The organism is Dellaglioa sp. BT-FLS60 (genome assembly GCF_054941065.1).
Genome location: NZ_JBSOLI010000031.1, coordinates 180792 through 202186 on the forward strand (window position 1 = coordinate 180792; position 21395 = coordinate 202186).

At 34.9% G+C, this 21395-nt stretch carries 17 protein-coding genes, 12 tRNA genes, 1 rRNA gene, 1 pseudogene and 1 other annotated feature; of the genes and pseudogenes, 6 read left to right on the plus strand and 25 right to left on the minus strand.

Annotation, left to right across the window (positions count from 1 at the left end; translation table 11 throughout):
- Nucleotides 1-44: 44 nt before the first annotated feature.
- From ACVQ8P_RS04290 to ACVQ8P_RS04320, 7 genes are all read right to left on the minus strand, one after another.
- Nucleotides 45-239 carry a hypothetical protein gene (locus tag ACVQ8P_RS04290; protein WP_462297729.1) on the minus strand — a complete coding sequence of 65 codons (195 nt, stop codon included), beginning with the start codon at nucleotides 237-239 and terminating at the stop codon, nucleotides 45-47.
- Between the two features lie 182 nt (nucleotides 240-421).
- Complete coding sequence (locus ACVQ8P_RS04295) at nucleotides 422-1609, minus strand: acetate/propionate family kinase (RefSeq protein WP_462297730.1); 1188 nt, start codon at nucleotides 1607-1609, stop codon at nucleotides 422-424.
- Between the two features lie 177 nt (nucleotides 1610-1786).
- On the minus strand, nucleotides 1787-2227 hold the full coding sequence (locus tag ACVQ8P_RS04300) for a MarR family winged helix-turn-helix transcriptional regulator (RefSeq protein WP_462297731.1): 441 nt from the start codon (nucleotides 2225-2227) through the stop codon (nucleotides 1787-1789).
- 67 nt (nucleotides 2228-2294) lie between these two features.
- Complete coding sequence (locus ACVQ8P_RS04305) at nucleotides 2295-5540, minus strand: YhgE/Pip family protein (RefSeq protein WP_462297732.1); 3246 nt, start codon at nucleotides 5538-5540, stop codon at nucleotides 2295-2297.
- Between the two features lie 180 nt (nucleotides 5541-5720).
- Entirely contained in the window at nucleotides 5721-6080 is a 360-nt protein-coding gene (locus tag ACVQ8P_RS04310) for a hypothetical protein (RefSeq protein ID WP_462297734.1), read from the minus strand.
- Nucleotides 6081-6176: 96 nt separating this feature from the next.
- Nucleotides 6177-6476, minus strand: a complete 300-nt coding sequence (locus ACVQ8P_RS04315; protein ID WP_462297736.1) for a hypothetical protein — start codon at nucleotides 6474-6476, stop codon at nucleotides 6177-6179.
- A 137-nt stretch (nucleotides 6477-6613) separates the two neighbouring features.
- Nucleotides 6614-7060, minus strand: a complete 447-nt coding sequence (locus ACVQ8P_RS04320) for a universal stress protein (RefSeq protein WP_462297737.1) — start codon at nucleotides 7058-7060, stop codon at nucleotides 6614-6616.
- A 104-nt stretch (nucleotides 7061-7164) separates the two neighbouring features.
- Between ACVQ8P_RS04320 and ACVQ8P_RS04325 the strand changes: the two genes are divergently transcribed.
- The 5 genes from ACVQ8P_RS04325 (at nucleotide 7165) to ACVQ8P_RS04345 (ending at nucleotide 9265) form a co-directional block, all read left to right on the plus strand.
- Nucleotides 7165-7689, plus strand: a complete 525-nt coding sequence (locus ACVQ8P_RS04325; protein WP_462297738.1) for a GNAT family N-acetyltransferase — start codon at nucleotides 7165-7167, stop codon at nucleotides 7687-7689.
- 127 nt (nucleotides 7690-7816) lie between these two features.
- A complete protein-coding gene (locus tag ACVQ8P_RS04330) occupies nucleotides 7817-8065 on the plus strand; it encodes a hypothetical protein (RefSeq protein ID WP_462297739.1) in 249 nt (82 codons plus the stop codon).
- A 101-nt stretch (nucleotides 8066-8166) separates the two neighbouring features.
- Nucleotides 8167-8445 carry a hypothetical protein gene (locus ACVQ8P_RS04335; RefSeq protein WP_462297740.1) on the plus strand — a complete coding sequence of 93 codons (279 nt, stop codon included), beginning with the start codon at nucleotides 8167-8169 and terminating at the stop codon, nucleotides 8443-8445.
- 7 nt (nucleotides 8446-8452) lie between these two features.
- Nucleotides 8453-8536 (plus strand) — tRNA-Leu (locus ACVQ8P_RS04340).
- 369 nt (nucleotides 8537-8905) lie between these two features.
- A complete protein-coding gene (locus ACVQ8P_RS04345; protein ID WP_462297741.1) occupies nucleotides 8906-9265 on the plus strand; it encodes a ribonuclease G in 360 nt (119 codons plus the stop codon).
- Between the two features lie 228 nt (nucleotides 9266-9493).
- On the opposite strand, the pseudogene ACVQ8P_RS04350 reads toward ACVQ8P_RS04345, so the two are convergent.
- Together ACVQ8P_RS04350 and pepV are read right to left on the minus strand one after the other, a co-directional pair.
- Nucleotides 9494-10876: pseudogene (locus ACVQ8P_RS04350) on the minus strand (IS3 family transposase).
- 144 nt (nucleotides 10877-11020) lie between these two features.
- Nucleotides 11021-12418, minus strand: a complete 1398-nt coding sequence (pepV, locus tag ACVQ8P_RS04355) for a dipeptidase PepV (protein WP_462297742.1) — start codon at nucleotides 12416-12418, stop codon at nucleotides 11021-11023.
- 122 nt (nucleotides 12419-12540) lie between these two features.
- Here pepV and ACVQ8P_RS04360 point away from each other — a divergent pair, with 122 nt between their 5' ends.
- On the plus strand, nucleotides 12541-13347 hold the full coding sequence (locus ACVQ8P_RS04360; protein WP_462297743.1) for an NAD(P)H-hydrate dehydratase: 807 nt from the start codon (nucleotides 12541-12543) through the stop codon (nucleotides 13345-13347).
- A 34-nt stretch (nucleotides 13348-13381) separates the two neighbouring features.
- Here the strand turns inward: ACVQ8P_RS04360 and ACVQ8P_RS04365 are convergent, their stop codons facing one another.
- The 16 genes from ACVQ8P_RS04365 to rrf all read right to left on the minus strand — a co-directional run.
- Nucleotides 13382-14095, minus strand: a complete 714-nt coding sequence (locus ACVQ8P_RS04365; RefSeq protein WP_462297744.1) for a pseudouridine synthase — start codon at nucleotides 14093-14095, stop codon at nucleotides 13382-13384.
- A 13-nt stretch (nucleotides 14096-14108) separates the two neighbouring features.
- On the minus strand, nucleotides 14109-15758 hold the full coding sequence (locus tag ACVQ8P_RS04370; protein ID WP_462297746.1) for a putative polysaccharide biosynthesis protein: 1650 nt from the start codon (nucleotides 15756-15758) through the stop codon (nucleotides 14109-14111).
- A 154-nt stretch (nucleotides 15759-15912) separates the two neighbouring features.
- Nucleotides 15913-18327, minus strand: coding sequence for a leucine--tRNA ligase (gene leuS / locus ACVQ8P_RS04375; protein WP_462297747.1), 2415 nt, complete (start codon nucleotides 18325-18327; stop codon nucleotides 15913-15915).
- Nucleotides 18328-18384: 57 nt separating this feature from the next.
- Nucleotides 18385-18589: a binding site (T-box leader), on the minus strand.
- Between the two features lie 28 nt (nucleotides 18590-18617).
- Nucleotides 18618-20081 (minus strand): MDR family MFS transporter, encoded by a 1464-nt coding sequence (locus ACVQ8P_RS04380; protein WP_462297748.1) that lies wholly within the window; start codon nucleotides 20079-20081, stop codon nucleotides 18618-18620.
- Nucleotides 20082-20232: 151 nt separating this feature from the next.
- Nucleotides 20233-20305: transfer RNA gene (locus tag ACVQ8P_RS04385), tRNA-Asp, on the minus strand.
- A gap of 2 nt (nucleotides 20306-20307) precedes the next feature.
- Nucleotides 20308-20381 (minus strand) — tRNA-Met (locus ACVQ8P_RS04390).
- A 12-nt stretch (nucleotides 20382-20393) separates the two neighbouring features.
- Nucleotides 20394-20465: transfer RNA gene (locus ACVQ8P_RS04395), tRNA-Glu, on the minus strand.
- Nucleotides 20466-20479: 14 nt separating this feature from the next.
- Nucleotides 20480-20567 (minus strand) — tRNA-Ser (locus tag ACVQ8P_RS04400).
- 13 nt (nucleotides 20568-20580) lie between these two features.
- Nucleotides 20581-20655: transfer RNA gene (locus ACVQ8P_RS04405), tRNA-Ile, on the minus strand.
- Nucleotides 20656-20666: 11 nt separating this feature from the next.
- A tRNA-Gly gene (locus ACVQ8P_RS04410) sits at nucleotides 20667-20737 on the minus strand.
- 13 nt (nucleotides 20738-20750) lie between these two features.
- Nucleotides 20751-20823: transfer RNA gene (locus ACVQ8P_RS04415), tRNA-Phe, on the minus strand.
- A gap of 6 nt (nucleotides 20824-20829) precedes the next feature.
- Nucleotides 20830-20902 (minus strand) — tRNA-Asp (locus tag ACVQ8P_RS04420).
- A gap of 101 nt (nucleotides 20903-21003) precedes the next feature.
- Nucleotides 21004-21075: transfer RNA gene (locus ACVQ8P_RS04425), tRNA-Glu, on the minus strand.
- Nucleotides 21076-21084: 9 nt separating this feature from the next.
- Nucleotides 21085-21173: transfer RNA gene (locus tag ACVQ8P_RS04430), tRNA-Ser, on the minus strand.
- A gap of 19 nt (nucleotides 21174-21192) precedes the next feature.
- Nucleotides 21193-21265, minus strand: a tRNA-Asn gene (locus ACVQ8P_RS04435).
- A gap of 17 nt (nucleotides 21266-21282) precedes the next feature.
- Nucleotides 21283-21395 (minus strand): 5S ribosomal RNA (rrf, locus tag ACVQ8P_RS04440); the annotation flags it as partial.

Sequence of the window (21395 nt, forward strand, 5' to 3'; positions counted from 1 at the left end):
GAATTTAATCGTTTTTCACTACTTTTATTTTCCAAAAAGTAAAATTAATCTTCCGCAACATCAATTGCTTCTAATAAAATGTTTAGTTCAGAACATTCCATTTCAAGCGATTTTTCTTCTTTAAAAAAACTATCTCGAATTGATGATTGTTGTCTATTTCCAATGTTACTTCTAAGATCAGCAAGTTTTTGCATCGCTGCTTGATACTCACTCATAATATCAAGTTTACAACTACTCATTATGTTACGCCTCCGAATGATGACAACAATTTGTTGTCAGTATTAATAATTTATAATGTTTAATTTAACACTTTTTTAATAACTTGTTAACCCTTTAAATATTACCGTTTTGTTACAAAATAAAAAAGACATCGTAACACGACATCTTCTTCATCTCAGAACACTATTCTAAAGGCTTATTCTTACATTAATGATTGCACATCACGTGCGATAACCAATTCTTCATCTGTTGGGACAACAATGACCTTAACAGCAGATTCTGGTGTGCTAAGCATGACTTGTTCGCCCATTTTTTCATTATTTTCAGCATCAAATCCAATACCTAGATAGGCTAAATGTTCAACAACACGGCGACGAATAACACGATCATTTTCACCAAGTCCAGCTGTGAAAATAATACCATCGACACCTTGCATTTCTGCAATGTATTGACCAATATATTTAACAATATTATGCGCATAAATTTTAACTGCTAAATCAGCACGAGGATTTTTACCTAATTGCGCTTTAACATCTCTCATATCAGGAGAAATGCCTGAAATACCAACTAATCCAGATTCACGATTCAAGATATTAATCATTTCATCAATATCTGTGATTTTTAATTGTTTCATCATGTAAGCAATCAACGACACATCCACGTCACCTGATCGCGTGGCCATTGTAATTCCAGCAAGCGGTGTGAAGCCCATTGATGTGTCAATTGATTTACCACCAACAGTAGCTGTAATTGATGCCCCAGCACCTAAGTGAAGTGTAATTAATTTTAATTCTTTAGGATCTTTATCAAATAATTTTTCAGCTTCTGAGACGACATAACGAACACTTGTCCCATGAGCACCGTAGCGTCTTGCGCCATATTTTTCATACCATTCATAAGGCACACTGTACAAGTAACTTTCTTCTGGCATTGTTTGATGGAAAGCTGTATCAAATACAGCAACACTTGTGGCTTCTGGTAAAATTTCTTCAAAAGCTTGAATACCCAAAAGGTTAGCTGGATTATGTAATGGGGCTAATTCAGATAATTCATCAATTTTGGCAATTGTATCAGCGTTCACTAATGTTGATTTCTTAAAGTACTCACCACCAGCAACAACACGATGTCCCACACCTGAAATTTCACTGAAATCAGCAATAATATCTAATTTAAGGAGAAGTTTAAGTAATAGTTGTACCCCTACTGAATGATTGTCAATATCCAAGACATCTTCATACTTTTTACCATTATCATATTTAATCGTCAAAATTGAATCTTTAAGACCAATTCTTTCAATCAATCCCTTAGCGATGACGATTTCTTCCGGCATACTAAATAATTGAAACTTTAAACTTGAACTACCTGCGTTAATTGCAATAATTTTTGACATATTCTTCCTCCAGTTATGATTTCAATTTTAATAATTAACTCTATACTCTTCATATTACTTTAATCCCCAAAAAACGCAATCAAAAATGATTTTATTTTCTAGTAATATATTGTGTTAGCATACCTCTTTTAGAAAACGCATACAATACTTTTAAACAAAAAAATGGTAAACAGAAAATTATTTTCCGTTTACCATTATTTTATTACCAAATTCTTTCATTAAACTAAGCAATTCAACGACTTTAGTTTCACCTAAAACATCCACCCAAGTATCAAAACGCTGTTTAATTGATTCGGTCACAACGTGCTCCACTTTTGCACCTTGATCAGATAATCGCAGATTAATTCGTCTTCGATCAATTGTATCTTGTTCTTGGTAAATATATTTCAATTGTTTTAAAACGTTTAATTGACGTGCAATTGCACTTCTTGAAACATTTCTCTTTTTAGCAATATCCACCATGCTAATATTTTCAGCATTATGAATATCTTTTAAAATTAAAAATTGTTCAAAAGATAAATTATACTCACCAGTGGGTTGTGAAATAAAACCTTCTACATACTTAAATGTTCCTAAATACATGCTAATATAGTCTTCCATTAAATTACTTGTTGTCATGCTATTTCTCCCTTGCATCATTATGCGTATAGTTAAAGTTAGCATACAACACAGTTAATTACTATATTTAATCAGCCGTATTTTCAGATTGTAGTGTTAATTGCTTACGATTTAAGAAGGCCCAAATTGCACCTAATACCGCTACTGTAGCAAGTAAAGCAAGTACCGGTCCAATCATCCCTGAACCTTGACTATTAATTGCGTAAGTAAAGCCATTTAACACATGAGTAACTGGTAAAAATGCTGCAAAAACTTGATAAGTATTTGATAACATTGTATTTGGAATAACTTGTCCTGTAATCACTAATTGAACTAATAATAGTGCTAATGACAAGAGAATTCCCATTGTTCCAAGCAATTCATCAATCACTACACATAAGAGTGTAAAGATGACTCCTGAAAGGAACGTAAAGATCACGAAACTAATTGAATGTTCTATTGTCACATTAAAGAACACTGTTAATAAGAGAACGCCTGCCGTTTGAATGGCTGAAATAAATAACATTAAGAAAAGATTTTGTAACCAATTTTGTGATAATTCATTTTTCTTACGGTATCTGAATAAAATCAATTGTGTCACAATTGCACCAACAAATAATGATAAGACAATCACTAATGGGGCAAGCGTATTTTTCAATGTTTTTGCAAGATTATTACTCTCAGATTCAGTTTTAACAGGTTCAACAAATTGTGCAACATTTTTAGGTGATGAATTAATATCTCCAACTTGTGATGCACCATCAGCTAACTTAGTATTTAATAACGTTACACCATCATTTGCTGTACCCAATCCAGTTGTCACTTGTTTTGAACCATCAGCTAATTGTCTTGAGCCATCAGCTAATTGTGGACTAGCGGATGCCAATTGCGTCTCTCCATCTGTTAATTGTGAGCTAGCTGCCGTTAATTGTGACCCACCTGCTACTAATTGTGGACTAGCTGCCGTTAGTTTTGACCCACCTGCTACTAATTGTGGACTAGCTGCCGTTAATTGTGACCCACCTGCTACTAGTTGTGGACTAGCTGCCGTTAATTGTGACCCACCTGCTACTAATTGCGCCCCACCTGTTGCTAATTGTGGACTAGCCGCCGTTAATTGTGACCCACCACTAACAAGTTTATCAGACCCCGCTTTTAATTGAGTTCCTCCTGCTACTAATGTTTGTGTCCCTGATTCAAGTTGACCACCAGCTGTCACAAGTTTTTGTGATCCCGCTTTTAGGTCAGATACACCAGTTGTTAAAGTTGGAACATTACTATTTAATTGATTAATCCCATCCGTTACTTGTGATGTTCCTGCTGTATAACTTAAAATACCCGCAGACAACTTCCCAACACTATTTGTCATAGTTGATTGATTAATCGTATCACTAATCGTTTTTTCATTTGTTACATCAACACTTGAGCCATTAACACTGGCATTTAATTTTTTAGCAACTTGTTCATTAGAATTTGATGCTGTCACTAATGTATCAATTTGATCACTTAAATCTTTTGTATCACTTAAGAGACCAATCATTGAATCACCTGTTAATGCATCCGTACCACTCAACAATGCATTTGCTTGTGTTGTAATTGTATCAAATTTCTTTAACATAGCAGCAAGATCTACATCACCCATTGTTGATTTAAATTGGGTCATGAGTGAATTCATATCACCCATTGTTTCTTCTAGCATCGCTTTCGTTGTTAATAAATTATCTTTTATTCCGTTTGCATTTGTACCCACTTTTGCAATGTCGGTATCTGTTGTTGTTACTTGTTTTAATACGATATCTTTTTCTTCTTGACTCATTGTTTTTGAATTAGTAATCAGCGTCTGAACTTTCTTATTAGAACCTGCTGACATACTATTATAAATTAACATAGCACCCATTTTACCTGTTGTACTTGCATTAATTTTATCCATTTGAGCTTGGACAGTCGTTAGTTTGTCGCCCGCTGCCAACAATTGTGTCACTAATGCAGGTAATGCTTGCAATGTTGTGACTGATTCTTGAATTTCAGCAAGTTCATTTTTTAATTCTTGTGACCCATTTTTCGTTTCTTTTATTTGTTTAATGATTTCTGGTATGTGTTCAATAATATCACTACGAGATTTTAGTTTCGTTTGAATTTGCGTGACACCCGTTTTAATACCAGTTGAGTAAGCAGTTAACCCTGCAACTGCCATTGGTAGTGACTGACTACCTGACATGCCTGCAGCCAATGTTTGAACACCAGCATTTAAATCAGCTGAATTAGAATTCAACGTGTTTGCCCCAGTAGCCAATTTTCCAACACCACCTGCCAATGTCGAACCACCACTTTGTAAGGTAGAAAGGCCCGCATCTAATGCTTTATTCCCCGCAACATACTGCGTTACCCCATTCGCTAATGTTGGTGCACTAGCAACAAGCGTATTGATTCCTGTTGATAATTGCTTGTCACCATCAACTAAAGTATTGACACCGTTAGTATACGTCTTGACGCCACTTGTATAAGTGTTAACGCCACTTGCTAACGTCCCTACACCATTAGTATACGTGTTTACCCCACTTGCCAACGTCCCTACACCGTTAGTATACGTCTTGACGCCACTTGCCAACGTCCCTACACCGTTAGTATAAGTTTTTACCCCACTTGCTAATGTATCTACACCATTAGTATACGTGTTCAATCCCGTTTTTAACGTTTGATTCCCTTTATCGAAAGTTACCATACTTGTTGCTAATGTATCTAAGTTTCTAGTTACTTCTTTACTACCATTTTTTAACTTAATGGTCCCTTTATTCAAGGTTTTTACACCCGTTGAGGCTTCTTTAACCCCTGACCCTAATTGTTTAACAGAGCTCAGTAAGGCAGAATCATATGCTTTTTGAATATTCGTTAAAACTTGTGATTTCAATTGTTCTGCAACTTGTTTTGTAATTAATTGAGAAACATAATTATTTGTATCCGATTGTTTTGTCTTTAACAAACTTACTTTCGGCGTCTTATCTAGTGCAGTCGTTGCATTTTTTGAAAAATTGCTTGGCAACGTTACTGACATTGTATAATCACCTGAATCTAAATGTTTCTTTGCCGTTTTTGCGCTGACAAATTTCCAATTAGCCTGCTTATTTGTCTTAAGGATTTTAGTAACTTCCTTACCAACATTTATTTCTTCCCCATTGAACGACGCTTCTTTATCGTTATTTATAATAGCTACTTTTAAATTACCTGTATCCATTTGTTGCTTATTTGAAACTAATTTGTACATTCCATATGCAATTAAGCTTGGAATTAAACATGCGATTGCAATATATGCAATGACCTTCTTGTTATTTGACATCAATTCTTTGAACAAAATTATCCACCCTCTCTTTATTCGTTAATGGCATTAACTAATTTGGTAATAGTTAACCTCGTTAACAATATATGACTATATGGGTTTTTTATTCTTTTGTCAAATCATTTCATAAAAAAATATTCCAATCGTTAGTTAATTAACGATTGGAATATTTATAAACTTTTAATTTTTGATCAAATAATAATACATGAATTGACCAGGTGCAATTAAAATCAATCCCGCAAATTGAACAACATGAATCAATAATCGAGTCACGTTTTCAGTTGATATCTTGCGTGTATTCATTTCTTGTCTAGATTTTGGCTCTGCTGCTTCATCTTTTTTAAATTTCTGAATAACCTTTTTATTTAATCCGTCTAACTCAAGGTTATATGGATAAAACGTTAAAAAATTTAATATTAGATAATAATTACTTAGTGACTGCCAATCAGACGGAATGAGTAACTTTCCTATCGCTAAAAGAATTATTAAAGAAGCTAACCCTTTCAGCAAGGATATTGAATAATCTTTAAATCGTTTCACAATAACCCTCCGGAAAATTTTCTTATTCATTCTAGAATAGCATAAATCACTTAAAAACACCGATGATTGGCGGAAACCTTTACCATTTGTTAATTATTAATTGTCCAATAACAACAATTTATTGACCCTAATTCTCGACCGGTTCACCGCAATCATCGTCACAACATACAATGTAACGAAGAAACTCGTCTCAATAGTCGTTCCAACGAATGCGCACACAAGTGCCATAAAAAACAGCACATTACCCAAAATTTGCCATCTTCGTTTCTCAATTGCATAATCCGCCAATATTTTAGTTTCTTCGGGACCCAATGAATCCACAGTTCTAATATTAGCCTGACGTACTTTAGTTAATTGCAACGATAATCTGATATTATAAATAATCAATATTGCCATAATTAAATATAAAACTGCTTCCACGAGCAACCCTTCTCTCTTTTAATTGATATAACTACTTTTTAATGGTTCTTTGCTTTATACTGAATTAACTCATAAAATAATAAAAGGGTTGCTAAATTACGCAACCCCATTCATTATTTAACAACTAAGACATCACAAGGTGCTAAACGGGTAACATAATCTGTAACAGCACCCATCAACATTCTCTCCACTGCCTTCAAACCAGATTGACCCATAATAATCAAATCTGAATGATGATCTTCAATGAAGTCTTTAGCAATAACTGTTTTAGGGCTACCGAAACGAACATGGATATCAACATCGCTGAACCCAGCTTTTACAATATTCTCTTTTAATTCATTCATATATTTTTCTGTATCTTCAAAAGTTTGGTAGACGATTGAACCGCCACCATCCATCATCCCTGAAAAACTTACAGAAAATTGACGTGTATCAATAACGTTTAAAATATCTAAATGCGCGTGGTTTGCTTTGGCACTTTCTACAGCACGAGCTAACGCTTTTTCAGCTGAATCTGATCCATCAACTGGGACTAAAATATTTTTATATTCTTGTTCCATATTTGCCACCCCATATCTTTTATTTATACGTCTAGTATATCATTAAAATTGTATTAGATGTTAACGTTTTACCTACAAAATTTGAAATAAAGAAGGTTTTCATCATGTTATTAAAAAGAATTACTATTTTTAGTGCCCCTTACTCTGTTCGCGAATTAACCGAAAAAGATACCCCTCAACTGTTAGCACTTGAGGAAAGTCAAGCCACTTATTTACAACTGCAAGGAAAGAACGCCTTAACGACCACTGAAATAAAATCTGATTTAACAGCGCTACCTCTATCTGTTAAAAGTGATCAAAAATGGTCTCTCGGCTTTTTTAAAGAGGATAAGTTAATTGCCATGATTGATTTTTTAACTGATTATCCACAAGTTCAAACGATTTGGATTGGCCTATTCCTCGTTTCAAAAAGTGCTGAAGGCCAAGGAATTGCAACACATTTGCTAAAGGCATTGTTCAAATCCTTCAAGTCTGAGCAATTTACAAATGTCCAAACATTAAAATATGAACAAGAAATCGTTAATCAAAAATTGTTGGAAAAATTTAATTTTATCGACCAACAACCACTCATTTTAAAAAATAATAATAATCTCGATATTCCAGCCATTCTTTCAAAATTAACGCTTTAAATTAACATGATTATAAATTTTAAAATATTACTGTTTGCTAACATTTGTTTATCTTCGTTCATAACACCTATGATTTTAACCATCTAGGTGTTATGATTAATAGTAAGAAACTGGAGGAATAAAACATATGAGCAAAAATTTATTAGCAGATCTTGAGAAAAACCTCATCACAAGTGATGAAACTTCTAAAACATTTAAGGTTCCAAGTAAAAAGGAAGATCTAACAATAAAAGTTGACAATGATATTTTTGAAAAAGTTTCTAAAGATGACGTAAAACTTGAACGATTAATTAAAAACTTGCTTAAGTTTAGTTCAAAAAGCAAGGCCAAAGAACTAATTTCAATTAACAAACGTAACTACCGCATTTTCATGTAACCCACAAAACTAGCCTAGTTGAGACTAACTTTGATCTAGTTTTTTTAATTCTTGTCAATCTGACACTTTTATTTTAAACTAGTAATCAAGGGGTGATTTGTATGTTTTTAACAACCGGAGATGTTAATCGTTCGTATGCAATTAAGGGAATTGTCAATGCCACAGCCAAAATCATTTTAGAAGCTGACGAAATTGACCGTGTAGATGATTTTGATTCATTGTACGACAAAGTTCGTGCAGAATTAGCAGAACGGGCCATTAACAAAGGTGGCGATGGTATTATTAACGTTCATTTCGAACCACAAACCGTTCGTGTAACAATCGCCCCTAGATTCTTAGTTTTACATGGTTATGGTACTGTCATCGAGTTTTCCAAATAACTTATATGCGCTTGTGGCGGAACTGGCAGACGCGCAGCGTTCAGATCGCTGTTTGGGTTTCCAAGTGCAGGTTCGATTCCTGTCAGGCGCATCCGCATCATTGCCATATCAACGTTTGAAGCACTTTTGTGTGGTTGCCGAATGGTCTAGCCACACAATGATTCAACTCACACTTATCTGCGAGTTGAATTTTTTTATTTTAAATACGTATAAAACCTAGCACATGAGGACTCATAATCATAAACGACTTCACCTTTTTAAGAAGTACCCTATTAGTTTCAAAATTTTTTAATATATCACAAAACAAAGCATTTAAAAATAATACAAATGATTGGACTCCAAAAGTAAAATCAAGTACAACTATATATACTGGTATTTCTTTCACTATACAATTTACATTAAATAACCTAACGTGTAATAGACTGATCCACGTTAAAAGCTGCCTAAGGGGATTTTTATCATGTTAGATGAAAATGGGAACGTTGTACCACAGGAAATTAAAGGTTGGAACTGGGGAGCATTTATGTTCAACTGGGTTTGGGGCATTGGAAATAAAACATACTTACCTTTATTATCACTTATCCCAATTTTTAATATTGTTTGGATATTTATCGTTGGTTTCAAGGGAAACGAATGGGCTTGGCAAAAAGGTAATTATAAAGATGTTGAAACATTCAAGGCCGTTCAAAAAACATGGAATATTGCTGGACTTGTAAAATTCATCTTATTTATTGCTGGCATTCTTTTATATTTCTTTTTCGCAGCTGCTTTTATTGCTGCAATAACCGCTGGACTATCTAACTCAGCATATTCTTATTAATTATCATTCAACCATCAGATAAGCTAACCCACTGGCCATATTAAAATAATAAGAGGTTGTAACATAAGTCTCTAAATTTGATGTGAAACCAATTTTTAATGCGTGAATTTGTAATTATACCTTAAATATTTTTAAATTAGATATATTAGGACTAATTCAGCTAAAAATAAAAAAAGAAAGCTACCTGAAAAACCAAACTGAAGTGAACCCCAAATATTGGACGAAACTTTATGCGACTTTCTGAGTTGTAGAAAGTCGGTATTCAACCGGACTTTTATAACCCAGTTTTGTTTTAATTCTTAAAAAATTATAATCTTTCACCCAAATCGATATTTGTGAAACTAACGTTTCATAGGTATCGGTTTCTTTTTGATAGAATGCTTCAGCTTTCATAATATGGAAAAAACTTTCCATCGCAGCGTTATCTAAACAATTGGCTTTGCGAGACATACTTTGAAATATCTTGTTTTCTTTTAAAATACGAACCCATTTTTTATTTTGGTATTGAAATCCTTGGTCAGAGTGAATAGTCGTTCGGTAAGATAATTTGTTTGGAATTTGTTTAATCGCTTCTTTTAAAACATTAGTTGTAAACTTTATACTTGGACTCTTACTAATATTAGAACTTAATATTTCACCTGAATATAAATCATAAATACATGTAAAGTATGCACGTTCTTCAATTGTTTTATTTCCCCAACGAACTTCTGTAACATCTGTTGTTAGTTTTTGATAAGGGCGATCTGTATAGAATCGGCGCCTTACTAAATTTTTAGCAACTGTTCCAACAGTTCCTTTGTATGAATTATATTTGCGTGATTTCTTATTAAAGGCTCTTGATAATAAATTAAGGTCGCACATCAATCGATAAACTTTTTTATGATTAATTGTAAATCCAAGATTTTTTAACTCTCCAAGTAACTCGTCGATATCCATATGCTGGATGACTCTTTTTGATAGATTTAATTGTTTCTTCAATATTCTTGTTGTCGATGGAGCCGTAAGGCTCCTTATGTTTAAGCGTATATAAATACGAACTTTTTGCTATGCCAATTAATTTTAATAGATTAACAAGCTTGTATTTACGCCTTAATTCAGTGACTATTTGTGCTTTTTGTCTGTTCGTGATTGAACTAAGGCTTTTAGTTTTTTTAGATAGTCATTCTCCATTTTAAGGAGTTCATTCTCTTCTTCAAGGCGTTCAAGTCTAGTCTTTTTATCTGTATTTTTAGATTGTTTATCAGCTGTCATTATCTTTGACCGTCCTTTGGATCGATACAGAGCGTTGATACCTTCAACTTCAAAAATATGTTGCCATTGCCAGATAGTCCCTACATTTGAGATGTTGAAATGTAGAGCAGTTTCTGGATATGAAGCTCTGTTCGTTTTCATCCATTTTAAAGCATCTACTTTAAAAGAGCCACCAAAAACTTTCTTAGATGTCGAGGCATCTAATCCTGATGAGCCAAAGGCTCGATATCGTTGAACCCATGAAATCACTAATGAACGACTTTTAACATTGTATTTACGAGCAATTAGTTTATATCCTAATGATGATGAAAGATAATCCTTAACGACTTGAACTTTAAATTGTTTAGAATATTTAACCATAAAAATAACCCCCAGTATTGGATTTTGGTCCAATACTGGGGGTTCACTTCAAACTCGGTTTTTCAAGTAGCTTTCTTTTTGCAAAGGCCACTTATGTCACAGCCTCTCTTGCATAGCGCGCCATTTTAACAAACAAATCGTAATTTACTTGATCAGTTCGTATATTCCTTCTGCATATATCGCAGCAGCTTTTAACACATCATCCAATGGAATAAATTCATTTGCTTGATGCATCGTATCAGGCACACCTGGGAACATTGCCCCAAAGGCAACACCTCGTTTTAAGAGACGACCATAAGTCCCACCACCAACAACTAAGCCTTCAGCTTTTTCACCAGTTTGTTTCGTGTAAACACCTAATAACGTCTTAACCAAAGGATCTTCTGGTGAGACATAATGAGGGCCTTGTAAGCGACCAGCTTCAATCGCAACATCCATTTCATTTGTCACATTTTCAAGACCACGCTTGATATCAACTTCTGTCATACCCTTAGGGAATCGGAAGTTCAAAGCAATTTGACCGCCTTTATCAGCTTTAAATGTAAAGATTCCAGAGTTCATCGTTAAATCACCCATAATATCGTCAGTAAAAGCAATATTAAAGGTATTCATACGTGAATCTTTGTGCAAATAATCAGCAGCCAAACGAAGGTAGTTCGCAGCATCCCCACCAAAATTAAATTGATTTAAGAATAAAGCTAAGAAAGTCCCAGCATTCTCGCCATTTTTAGGTTCTTGCGCATGAGCTGCTTTACCGACCATCGAAACGGTTACGATATCATTGTTGCGTGCCATTTCACCAGTGACAATGTTAGCATCAATGAATTTATTAAACGCTTTTTCCATTTCAGAGCCATTTTCTGTTTTAATAACCGCTTTGGCATCACGAGGAACCATATTTTCACGAAGTCCCGCATCAAATTCAAGCAATTGGTCCTTATCTCCATTTGATCCTTTAAAGTTTAAGAAATAAGTAATATTTCCTTTTTCACCATTAATAATTGGGAAAAAAGCATCTGGTGAAAAACCAAAATCAGGTTCAGGCATATTTTCAAGGTAATGTGTCATCCCTCTCCAACCACTTTCTTCATCCGTTCCAATAATAAAACGAACTTTTTTAGAAACTGGCAATCCTAATTCCTGAATAATTTTTAAGCCATAGTATGCAGCCATACTTGGTCCTTTATCATCTGAAGCACCACGAGCATAGATTCGGCCATCTTTTACAACTGGTGAAAACGGATCCGTATCCCAGCCATTTCCAGCAGGCATAACATCAACATGAGCTAAAATCCCCAGCGTCTCGTCCCCTTCACCAAACTCGATATGTCCGGCTAACCCATCAAGATTCAACGTTTCAAAACCATCACGCGCTCCAATTTCCAAAAATTTATCCAATCCAGCTTTAGGCCCTGGACCTAAAGGCGCTTCAGTTGTTGCAATTGATTCATCACGAACACTTTCAATTTTTAACATTGAAAATAAATCTTCCAATAAGGCATCTTGACGCTTTTCAACTTCTGCTTTCCAATCTATACTCATTTGACTTCCTCCTAAATATTAGTAAAACCATTTTATCACAAAATTTTAATAATCGGTATTCAAAAGCGCATTCTATCAAATATATTGGTATACTTTAATCATTCAATAAAGGAGTGATTGAGATGGAAAAAATAACCAAATCTGTAATAACAACTATTTTCCAACCAAAATTAAGTCAAAATAACATTCAAAAAATAGTCATTGTTGGTGGTAACGAAAATGGTGGCGGTTCTGTTTTTATGACTGCGAAAGCGGCCTTTTATAGTAGTGGCATGCCAATCACTACTGCAACCGACAAATTAAATCTTGGTGCTTTATATGCCAATTTACCTGAAACAGACTTTGTCAATTACTTCGATAAAGTTCAACTTGCAAATACACTATCAAAAGCAGCAGTTATTGTTGCAGGTCCCGGCCTAGGTTCAGATTTACGAAGTTCCGATATTTTAGATGTTGTTCTGGCAAACGTTTCAATTAATCAAACGTTAATTCTTAGTGGTGCCGCACTCAAAATTATCAAAGAATCGCATAAATCATTACCAGAAACAGATTTAATTCTGGTCGCTGATGAAACTGAATGGGCTGATTTTGCCGATATGCCAGTAGTACAACAAACACCAGAAACGATAAAAGCCATTCAAGAAAAGCTTAATGCCACAATCGTTCTAAAAAAGACGTATATCGAGTTATATTCAAAAGACGGAACAATCCAAGTAGATTCATTACAAACGACTCAAACAAGCACAAATTCATTAACTGGCCTCATTGCTGGATTAATTTCCTTAATCGCTGCCCTGCCAGAAACTATTGCGGCAGCAATTTACTTACACAGCTACATCGAATCACAAATTGCTCACTCAGAATTTCCAGTACTTCCTTCTCGTTTAATTGAAAAAATACCTGAATTTATACACGAATTTAAAGCATAAAAAAATTGCCGACTTTGATTAGTCAGCAATTTTTTTATTGAATTGATTCTATTTCTTCATCTGTTAAAACACGATAACGACCTAAAGATAATGTTGGTTCTAACTCTAAAGAACCCATTTGCTTGCGTTCAAGTCTGATAACTTTCATGCCAATAGCGCCAAACATCCGTTTAATCTGGTGATATTTTCCCTCAGTAATCGTAATTAAAACTTCAGATATATTAGTATCCTGATTATAAGATTCAATATACAATTTTGCAGGTTTAGTTTGCGTATCATCTTTTAGCAACAGACCTGTTTTAAATTTAGCAACATCATCATCAGTTACATGTCCCTCAACTTTAGCAAAGTACACCTTTTCAATATGATGCGTTGGTGATAACATTCGATGACCCAATTGACCATCATTTGTAATAAGCAATAATCCAGTTGTATCTTTATCTAATCGGCCAACTGGAAATAAATCATCCCGATAATCAACCCTATTAAACAAATCCATCACTGTTTTTTGCTTTCTATCTTTAGTTGCTGTCAACACCCCAGCAGGTTTATTCAGAAGATAATAATAGTACTTTTGATAAGGAATCACATCACCATTCACCTGAATAACTGATTTAGTTGGGTTAACTTGAATTTTAGCACTAGTAGTTAATTCGCCATCAATCATCACTTGCTTTTGTTTGATAATTTTTCGAACATTACTTCTTGTACCAAATTGCATTTCTGTCAAAAATTTATCAATTCTCATTTCAGATTAAACCTCACTTAATTCTCAATTTACGACGTAATCCAGCAACACGATCACCTAATATTTTATCGGCCAATCTTGTTTTTAAACTGAAGTAAATATAAACATACCCACCCATACCAGCAGCAATAATAAGGGTAATAATGGCACTCATTCGACTATCTATTGGTAACACTAAATAGATTACTTTTACCACTATAAGTGCAACAAAAAATGTCATTAACGCATAAAGCATCATTTTGTTTAATCTTGTCTGTAACAATTTCACATTTAAATGGAACATTTTGTGTAATGATCGAACCATTAACCATGAACTGACACCCATACCGATTGCCGTAGCAGCTAATGGACCAAATGCGCCTAACCAGGCAACTAATGGGTATTGGACAATTAATTTAATGACCATACCAACGACAAAATAAATAATCGCTTTTTTATTTTGATAAACACCTTGTAAAATAGCAGAAACAACTGTAAACAACCCTAGAAAAATGGATTCATAAGCTGAAAATTGTAAGACGTAAATGCCGACTGGATCATAACCATAAAAGATAACGTATAAGGGGTGAGCAACAGCAGCCATCCCTAACGCACATGGCAACATCACAAAAAAGAATAATTGTAATGTATCTGCGGTTTGTTCACTCAAAGCTTTTTTATCATTTCGCGTATATGCCTCAGACAATAGTGGAATGGCCGTAATTGACATAGCAGATGCAATAGAAATAATAATCATTACTAATTTGTTGGCGTTAAAGCTAAATAATGCCCATAATTCATTTTGTACTGTTCGCGAATAATTAGTAACATGCGTCATAATACCAAAGAAAGTATACTGATCAATCAAACCAAAAATTGTAATCGCAGCCCCAATAATGATAAAAGGAATTGATTCCCGAATAACTTCTTTAACAATTTGTTTGGTAGAAATCGTCAGTTTGTTATCACTGTTAGCAACTAATCGATCTAATTCAGGTTTGCGACGATAAAAATACCAAACTAAAACCAGCATCCCGCCTAATGCACCAATAAAGGCTGCAAAAGTTGATTGCGTCACGCCCGTAATATAGCTACCATGGCTAATTTTCATAATGAAAAATGTTGCTGCAAGCATATAGATAACTCTAGCAATCTGTTCAAAAAATTGTGAAATAGCCGATGGAGCCATTTCTTGATAACCTTGGAAAAAACCACGAATCAAGCTCATCATAGGAATAATCAATAGCGCCCAAGATAAAGATCTAAAAACAGGAATAACATTTTTATCACCACTTGTGATATATGGTGCAATAATCCATAAAATTACTGCACAAACGACACCCATAATAGCCATTAGCGCCATCCCATATTTAAATAGACGTCTTCCAATACCATATTCATTCTGTGCATTGTAATGCGCAACTTGTTTAGCAACCGCTGAAGGTACCCCAGCCACAGCAATCATCAGGAAGAAACTATAAACATTATATCCCATACTGTATAAGGCATTAGCCTGCAATCGATCTGGACCCAACCACATATTCCAGGGAATTATATAAATAGCCCCTAAAACTCTTGAAAAAATACTACCAGCAGTCATCCAAGCTGATCCCTGCAGCATTTTTTGTTTAGCATTATTTTGTTCAGGTGCGGTCTGGCCTTCAACCTTAATATCTTCATCCATTACTTTTGTACCCTACTTTCTCGTCACACTTAATCTTACTATTTTATAGCTTTTAAATTTCAGTTGCAATTTATTTTTTAAATTTTAATCAAAAAATAAACGAATACTATAAAATAGACTCATTCTATAGTATTCGTTTATTCAAATGTAAAATTTAGTTTGCAACAATATTAACTAATTTACCAGGAACAGCAATCACTTTACGGATTGTTTTACCTTCAAGTTCTTCTTTAATTTTGTCATCATTTAAAGCTAATTTTTCTAATTCATCTCTAGTTGCCTCTTTTGAAACGACACTATGCTGACGAACTTTACCATTAACTTGTAAAACAATTTCAACTGTATCTTCAACAAGTTTACTTTCATCAACTTTAGGCCATGCAACATAACTAATTGACCCCTCGTGTCCTAATAATGACCAAACTTCTTCAGCCATATGTGGTGTAATTGGTGCAATTAATTGAATAAACCCTTCGATTTGTTCTTTAGCCAATGATTTAGCTTTATAAGCTTCATTAATAAAAATCATTAATTTTGAAATAGCAGTATTAAAGTGAAGTGCTTCATAATCCTCAGTTACTTTTTTAACCGTTAAATTATAAATCTTATCCAGTTCACCATCGTTTTCATCAACAATAGCTGAACTAATATGATTATCTTCATCCATAATTAAGCGCCAGATACGTTCGATAAATTTATGAGAACCATTTAACCCATCTTCGCTCCAAGCAATTGAAGCATCTAAGGGGCCCATAAACATTTCATAAAGACGTAAAGTATCTGCACCAAAGCGTTCAACAATATCATCTGGATTAACGACATTTCCTTTAGATTTAGACATTTTTTCATGATTATCACCCAAAATCATTCCTTGATTAACTAATTTTTGGAATGGTTCTTTAGTAGGCACAACACCAATATCGTATAAAAATTTATGCCAGAATCTTGCGTATAGCAAATGAAGAACAGCATGTTCAGCACCACCAACATAAACATCAACTGGTAACCATTTTTCTAACTTTTTGTAATCAGCAATTCCATTAGGATTGTGTGGATCAATAAATCGAATAAAGTACCATGAACTACCAGCCCATTGTGGCATTGTATTCGTTTCACGTTTACCTTTACGACCATTTTCATCAACAACATTAATCCAGTCCGTTAGATTAGCTAATGGGCTTTCACCAGTCCCAGATGGTTTAATATCTGTTGCCTCAGGTAATTTAAGTGGCAATTGATCAACGGGAACTGTAGTTGTTTCGCCATCTTCCCAATGAATAATAGGAATTGGTTCACCCCAGTAACGTTGTCTTGAGAATAACCAGTCACGTAATTTATAATTGATTTTCTTTTGACCAACCTTATTTTCTTCCATCCACGCAATCGTTTTTTCGATGGCTTCAGCTTTCTCTAATCCATTTAAAAATCCGGAATTGATATATTTACCTGGTACTGTATTAGGTTCATCAGTAATCTCAGATCCTTCAATAACCGGTAAAATAGGCAATTCGTATTTTGTAGCAAATTCAAAATCTCTTTCATCATGTGCAGGAACAGCCATAATTGCACCTGTTCCATATGAGGCTAAAACATAATCGGCAATCCAGATTGGTAATTTTTCACCATTTACAGGATTAATTGCATAAGAACCAGTAAATACACCAGTCTTCTCTTTAGCTAAATCAGTTCTCTCTAAATCAGATTTAACTTCAATTTTCTTTTGATAAGCTTTAACAGCCTCTTTTTGAGAATCAATCGTAATGTCATCAATTATAGCCAATTCAGGTGCGACGACAATATAGGAAACACCATAAATAGTTTCAGGGCGCGTCGTGAAAACTTCAATTTTTAAATCATCAAATTGATCAACTTTAAAATCAACACTTGCTCCTGTTGATTTACCAATCCAATTTCTTTGTTGTTCTTTAATACTATCTGGCCAATCTAAATCATCTAAATCTGAAAGTAAACGGTCTGCATAAGCTGTAATTTTCAAGACCCATTGACGCATCGGTTTTCTAACAATTGGATAGCCACCACGTTCCGTCTTACCATCTATAACTTCCTCATTAGCAACAACCGTTCCTAAATCAGGACTCCAGTTAACGGCAACCTCATCTTCGTAGGCTAACCCTTTTTCATACAACTTCTCAAAAATCCATTGAGTCCATTTATAATAATCTGGATCAGTCGTATTTAATTCACGATTCCAATCATATGAAAGTCCCAAAGATTTAATTTGGCGTCTAAAATTATCAGTATTCGTTTTTGTGAATGCCTTAGGACTGTGTCCAGTATCAAGTGCGTACTGCTCAGCTGGAAGCCCAAACGCATCCCATCCCATTGGATGCAAGACGTTAAATCCCTGCATTCTCTTCATTCGAGCCAAAATATCAGTGGCTGTAAATCCTTCTGGATGCCCGACGTGAAGTCCCTGACCGGATGGATATGGGAACATATCTAACGCATAGTAGTTTTTCTTTTCAGCATCTTCAGTTGTTTTAAACGTCTGATTAGCATCCCAAAACGCTTGCCATTTTTGTTCAATCTCTTTATGGTTATATGCCATTCTTAATAACTCCCTTTCTGATTATATATACAAAAAAGTCCTATAGAAGATAAACTTCTATAGGACGAATTTTCCGCGGTACCACCTATTATTCCAGTATAAATACTGACTCTTTTTCATAACGTGAAATAACGTTCGCACCTACTATCGTTCAGTGAGAAAACTCGAGAATGAGTTCAAATAACCAATTATGTATATTTCCACTACCATATACTCGCTGAAATAATCAGTTAAACTACTAGTTTCTCTTAATCGTTTTATATTAATTTTAGTGTAGCAAATGAACGCTATTATTGCAAATAATCTTTCGTTTTTTTATCGAACAAATTAACAATGATTGCAAGAATAACAACACAAATTCCTGCTACATATATTCCATGAAGTCCTTGATATAATACCTCACGCAATTTTGGTATCAAATGTTGTGGTAATTGATTAGCAGTCTGCGGATTAATCAAGATATCCATCATACTATCCTTAGTTCCAGGCGTTTTTACTATTTCTTTATGCATCTGTGCATTAAATATAATACCAAATACTGAAATCATCAATGTTTGTCCCAGCGTTCGACTTAAAGTATTAAATGATGTAGCCATACCTATGTCAGCCTGTGGCACTAAGCTCTGTGCTGTTACCGTTGTAGCTGTAATTGTAATTCCAAATCCGACACCTAATACTGCTGAAATAATAAAAAACAGGTAAAAAGGAGTATCTATTGGTAATATTCCTAAAGCAACTGCTCCAATTAAAACAAGAAATAAACTAATCGCTAATACCTTTTTAGGTACCCATGCCGCCATCATATTTCCCGCAAAAAAAGATCCAGCAATCCATAAAATAGAACTTGGAGTCACTGCAAATCCCGCCATTGATGCTTTTAACCCAAGTATTCCCTGTGTCCAAGTTGGAATATAAACTTCAAATCCAATTAAAAATCCAGATATTAATGCTGCCACTAAATTTTGAATAACAAATGTTCTATTTTTAAAAAGTTTCAACGAAATAATTGGATCTTCGACCCTTTTTTCCCAAAGTATAAACAAAAATATCGTAACAACAAAAAGAAAAAAGAAAATAAATACAATTAAATCAATACCCACATCACCCCAACGTTGAAAACTATATAAAATAGATAAAATACCAATCATTAAAAGAAAACTACCTAAAAAATCTATTTTTGAACTCATAATTCTACGTTTTTCTTTGAAAAATAGCTGAATCATTACTATCGTTATTAAACCAATAGGTAAGTTAATAAAAAAGACCCAATGCCAATTAAGATGATCAACAATAAAACCACCTAACAATGGCGCAACAACTGACGCTATTCCCCAAGCTGATCCGTTTAATCCCATAACTTTAGCACGTTTTTCTACAGAATAAATATCGGCAAGAATGGTAAATGACACTGGCATTATTGCTCCCGCTCCAATACCCTGAATAGCTCGTGAGATAATTAAAGCAGTCATACTATTCGAAAAACCACAAAGTGTCGACCCAACCAAAAAAATTATTAATCCAAATATGAATACTGGCTTACGTCCTAAGACATCTGCAAGTTTGCCATATATTGGTGTCATCATAGCGTTTGTTAATAAATATATTGAAAAAACCCAATTCATTAATGACACCCCATGAAGTTCACCAACTATAGTCGGCATAGCTGTTGAAACAATCGTTCCTTCAACAGCCGTCAAAAATGTTGCCACAAAAATTGCAATCGTAACTAAACGTACACTCGTTCTAGAATTCATGCAGTACCTCTCTCCTAAACAAAAATAATTTAATTCATCAAGCAATCTTTTAATATTATTCATCGTAAATAATAAATTTTTATCTTCTTAAAGTGAATAATAAAAAAGGAACCTAAACTTATAAAGTTTAGGTTCCAATAATTACTTGTAACGGTCCTAACCGGATTTGAACCGGTGATCTTCCGCGTGACAGGCGGACGTAATAACCCCTATACCATAGGACCAATTGCGGGAGTAGGATTTGGACCTACGACCTTCGGGTTATGAGCCCGACGAGCTACCAGACTGCTCCATCCCGCGATAATATTAAAGTGACCCGTACGGGATTTGAACCCATGTTACCGCCGTGAAAGGGCGGTGTCTTAACCACTTGACCAACGGGTCATAATAACGAAAAACGGAGAAGGAGGGATTCGAACCCTCGCGCCATTTTCACGACCTACACCCTTAGCAGGGGCGCCTCTTCAGCCACTTGAGTACTTCTCCATAAAATAATTGATGGGCCTAAATGGACTCGAACCATCGACCTCACGCTTATCAGGCGTGCGCTCTAAACCAGCTGAGCTATAGGCCCAAAATCATAAAAGCGGGTGACGAGAATCGAACTCGCGACAACAGCTTGGAAGGCTGTGGTTTTACCACTAAACTACACCCGCAAAACATTATAAATGGCGCAGGACAGAATCGAACTGCCGACACATGGAGCTTCAATCCATTGCTCTACCAACTGAGCTACTGAGCCATTAAACGGTCCTAACCGGATTTGAACCGGTGATCTTCCGCGTGACAGGCGGACGTAATAACCCCTATACCATAGGACCTTCATATGAATAATATAAAATGGTAAACTCTTTTTGTTTCGAAAAAAATTCTTCCACAAATTGAGACAAACCTTTTATATACTCTACTATATAATTATATATGACCCGTACGGGATTTGAACCCATGTTACCGCCGTGAAAGGGCGGTGTCTTAACCACTTGACCAACGGGTCAATTTGCAACGGAGAATAAGGGATTCGAACCCTTGAAACAGATAATCCGTTTACATGATTTCCAATCATGCTCCTTAGACCAACTCGGACAACTCTCCACATTACAAAAAAATAAAACTCCGGCAGTAGGACTCGAACCTGCGACATCTTGATTAACAGTCAAGCGCTCTACCAACTGAGCTATGCCGGAATAAAATAATAAAAAAAGCATGGCAACGTCCTACCCTCGCAGGGGGCGACCCCCAACTACTCTTGGCGCTAAGAAGCTTAACTTCTGTGTTCGACATGGGAACAGGTGTATCCTTCTTGCTATCGCCACC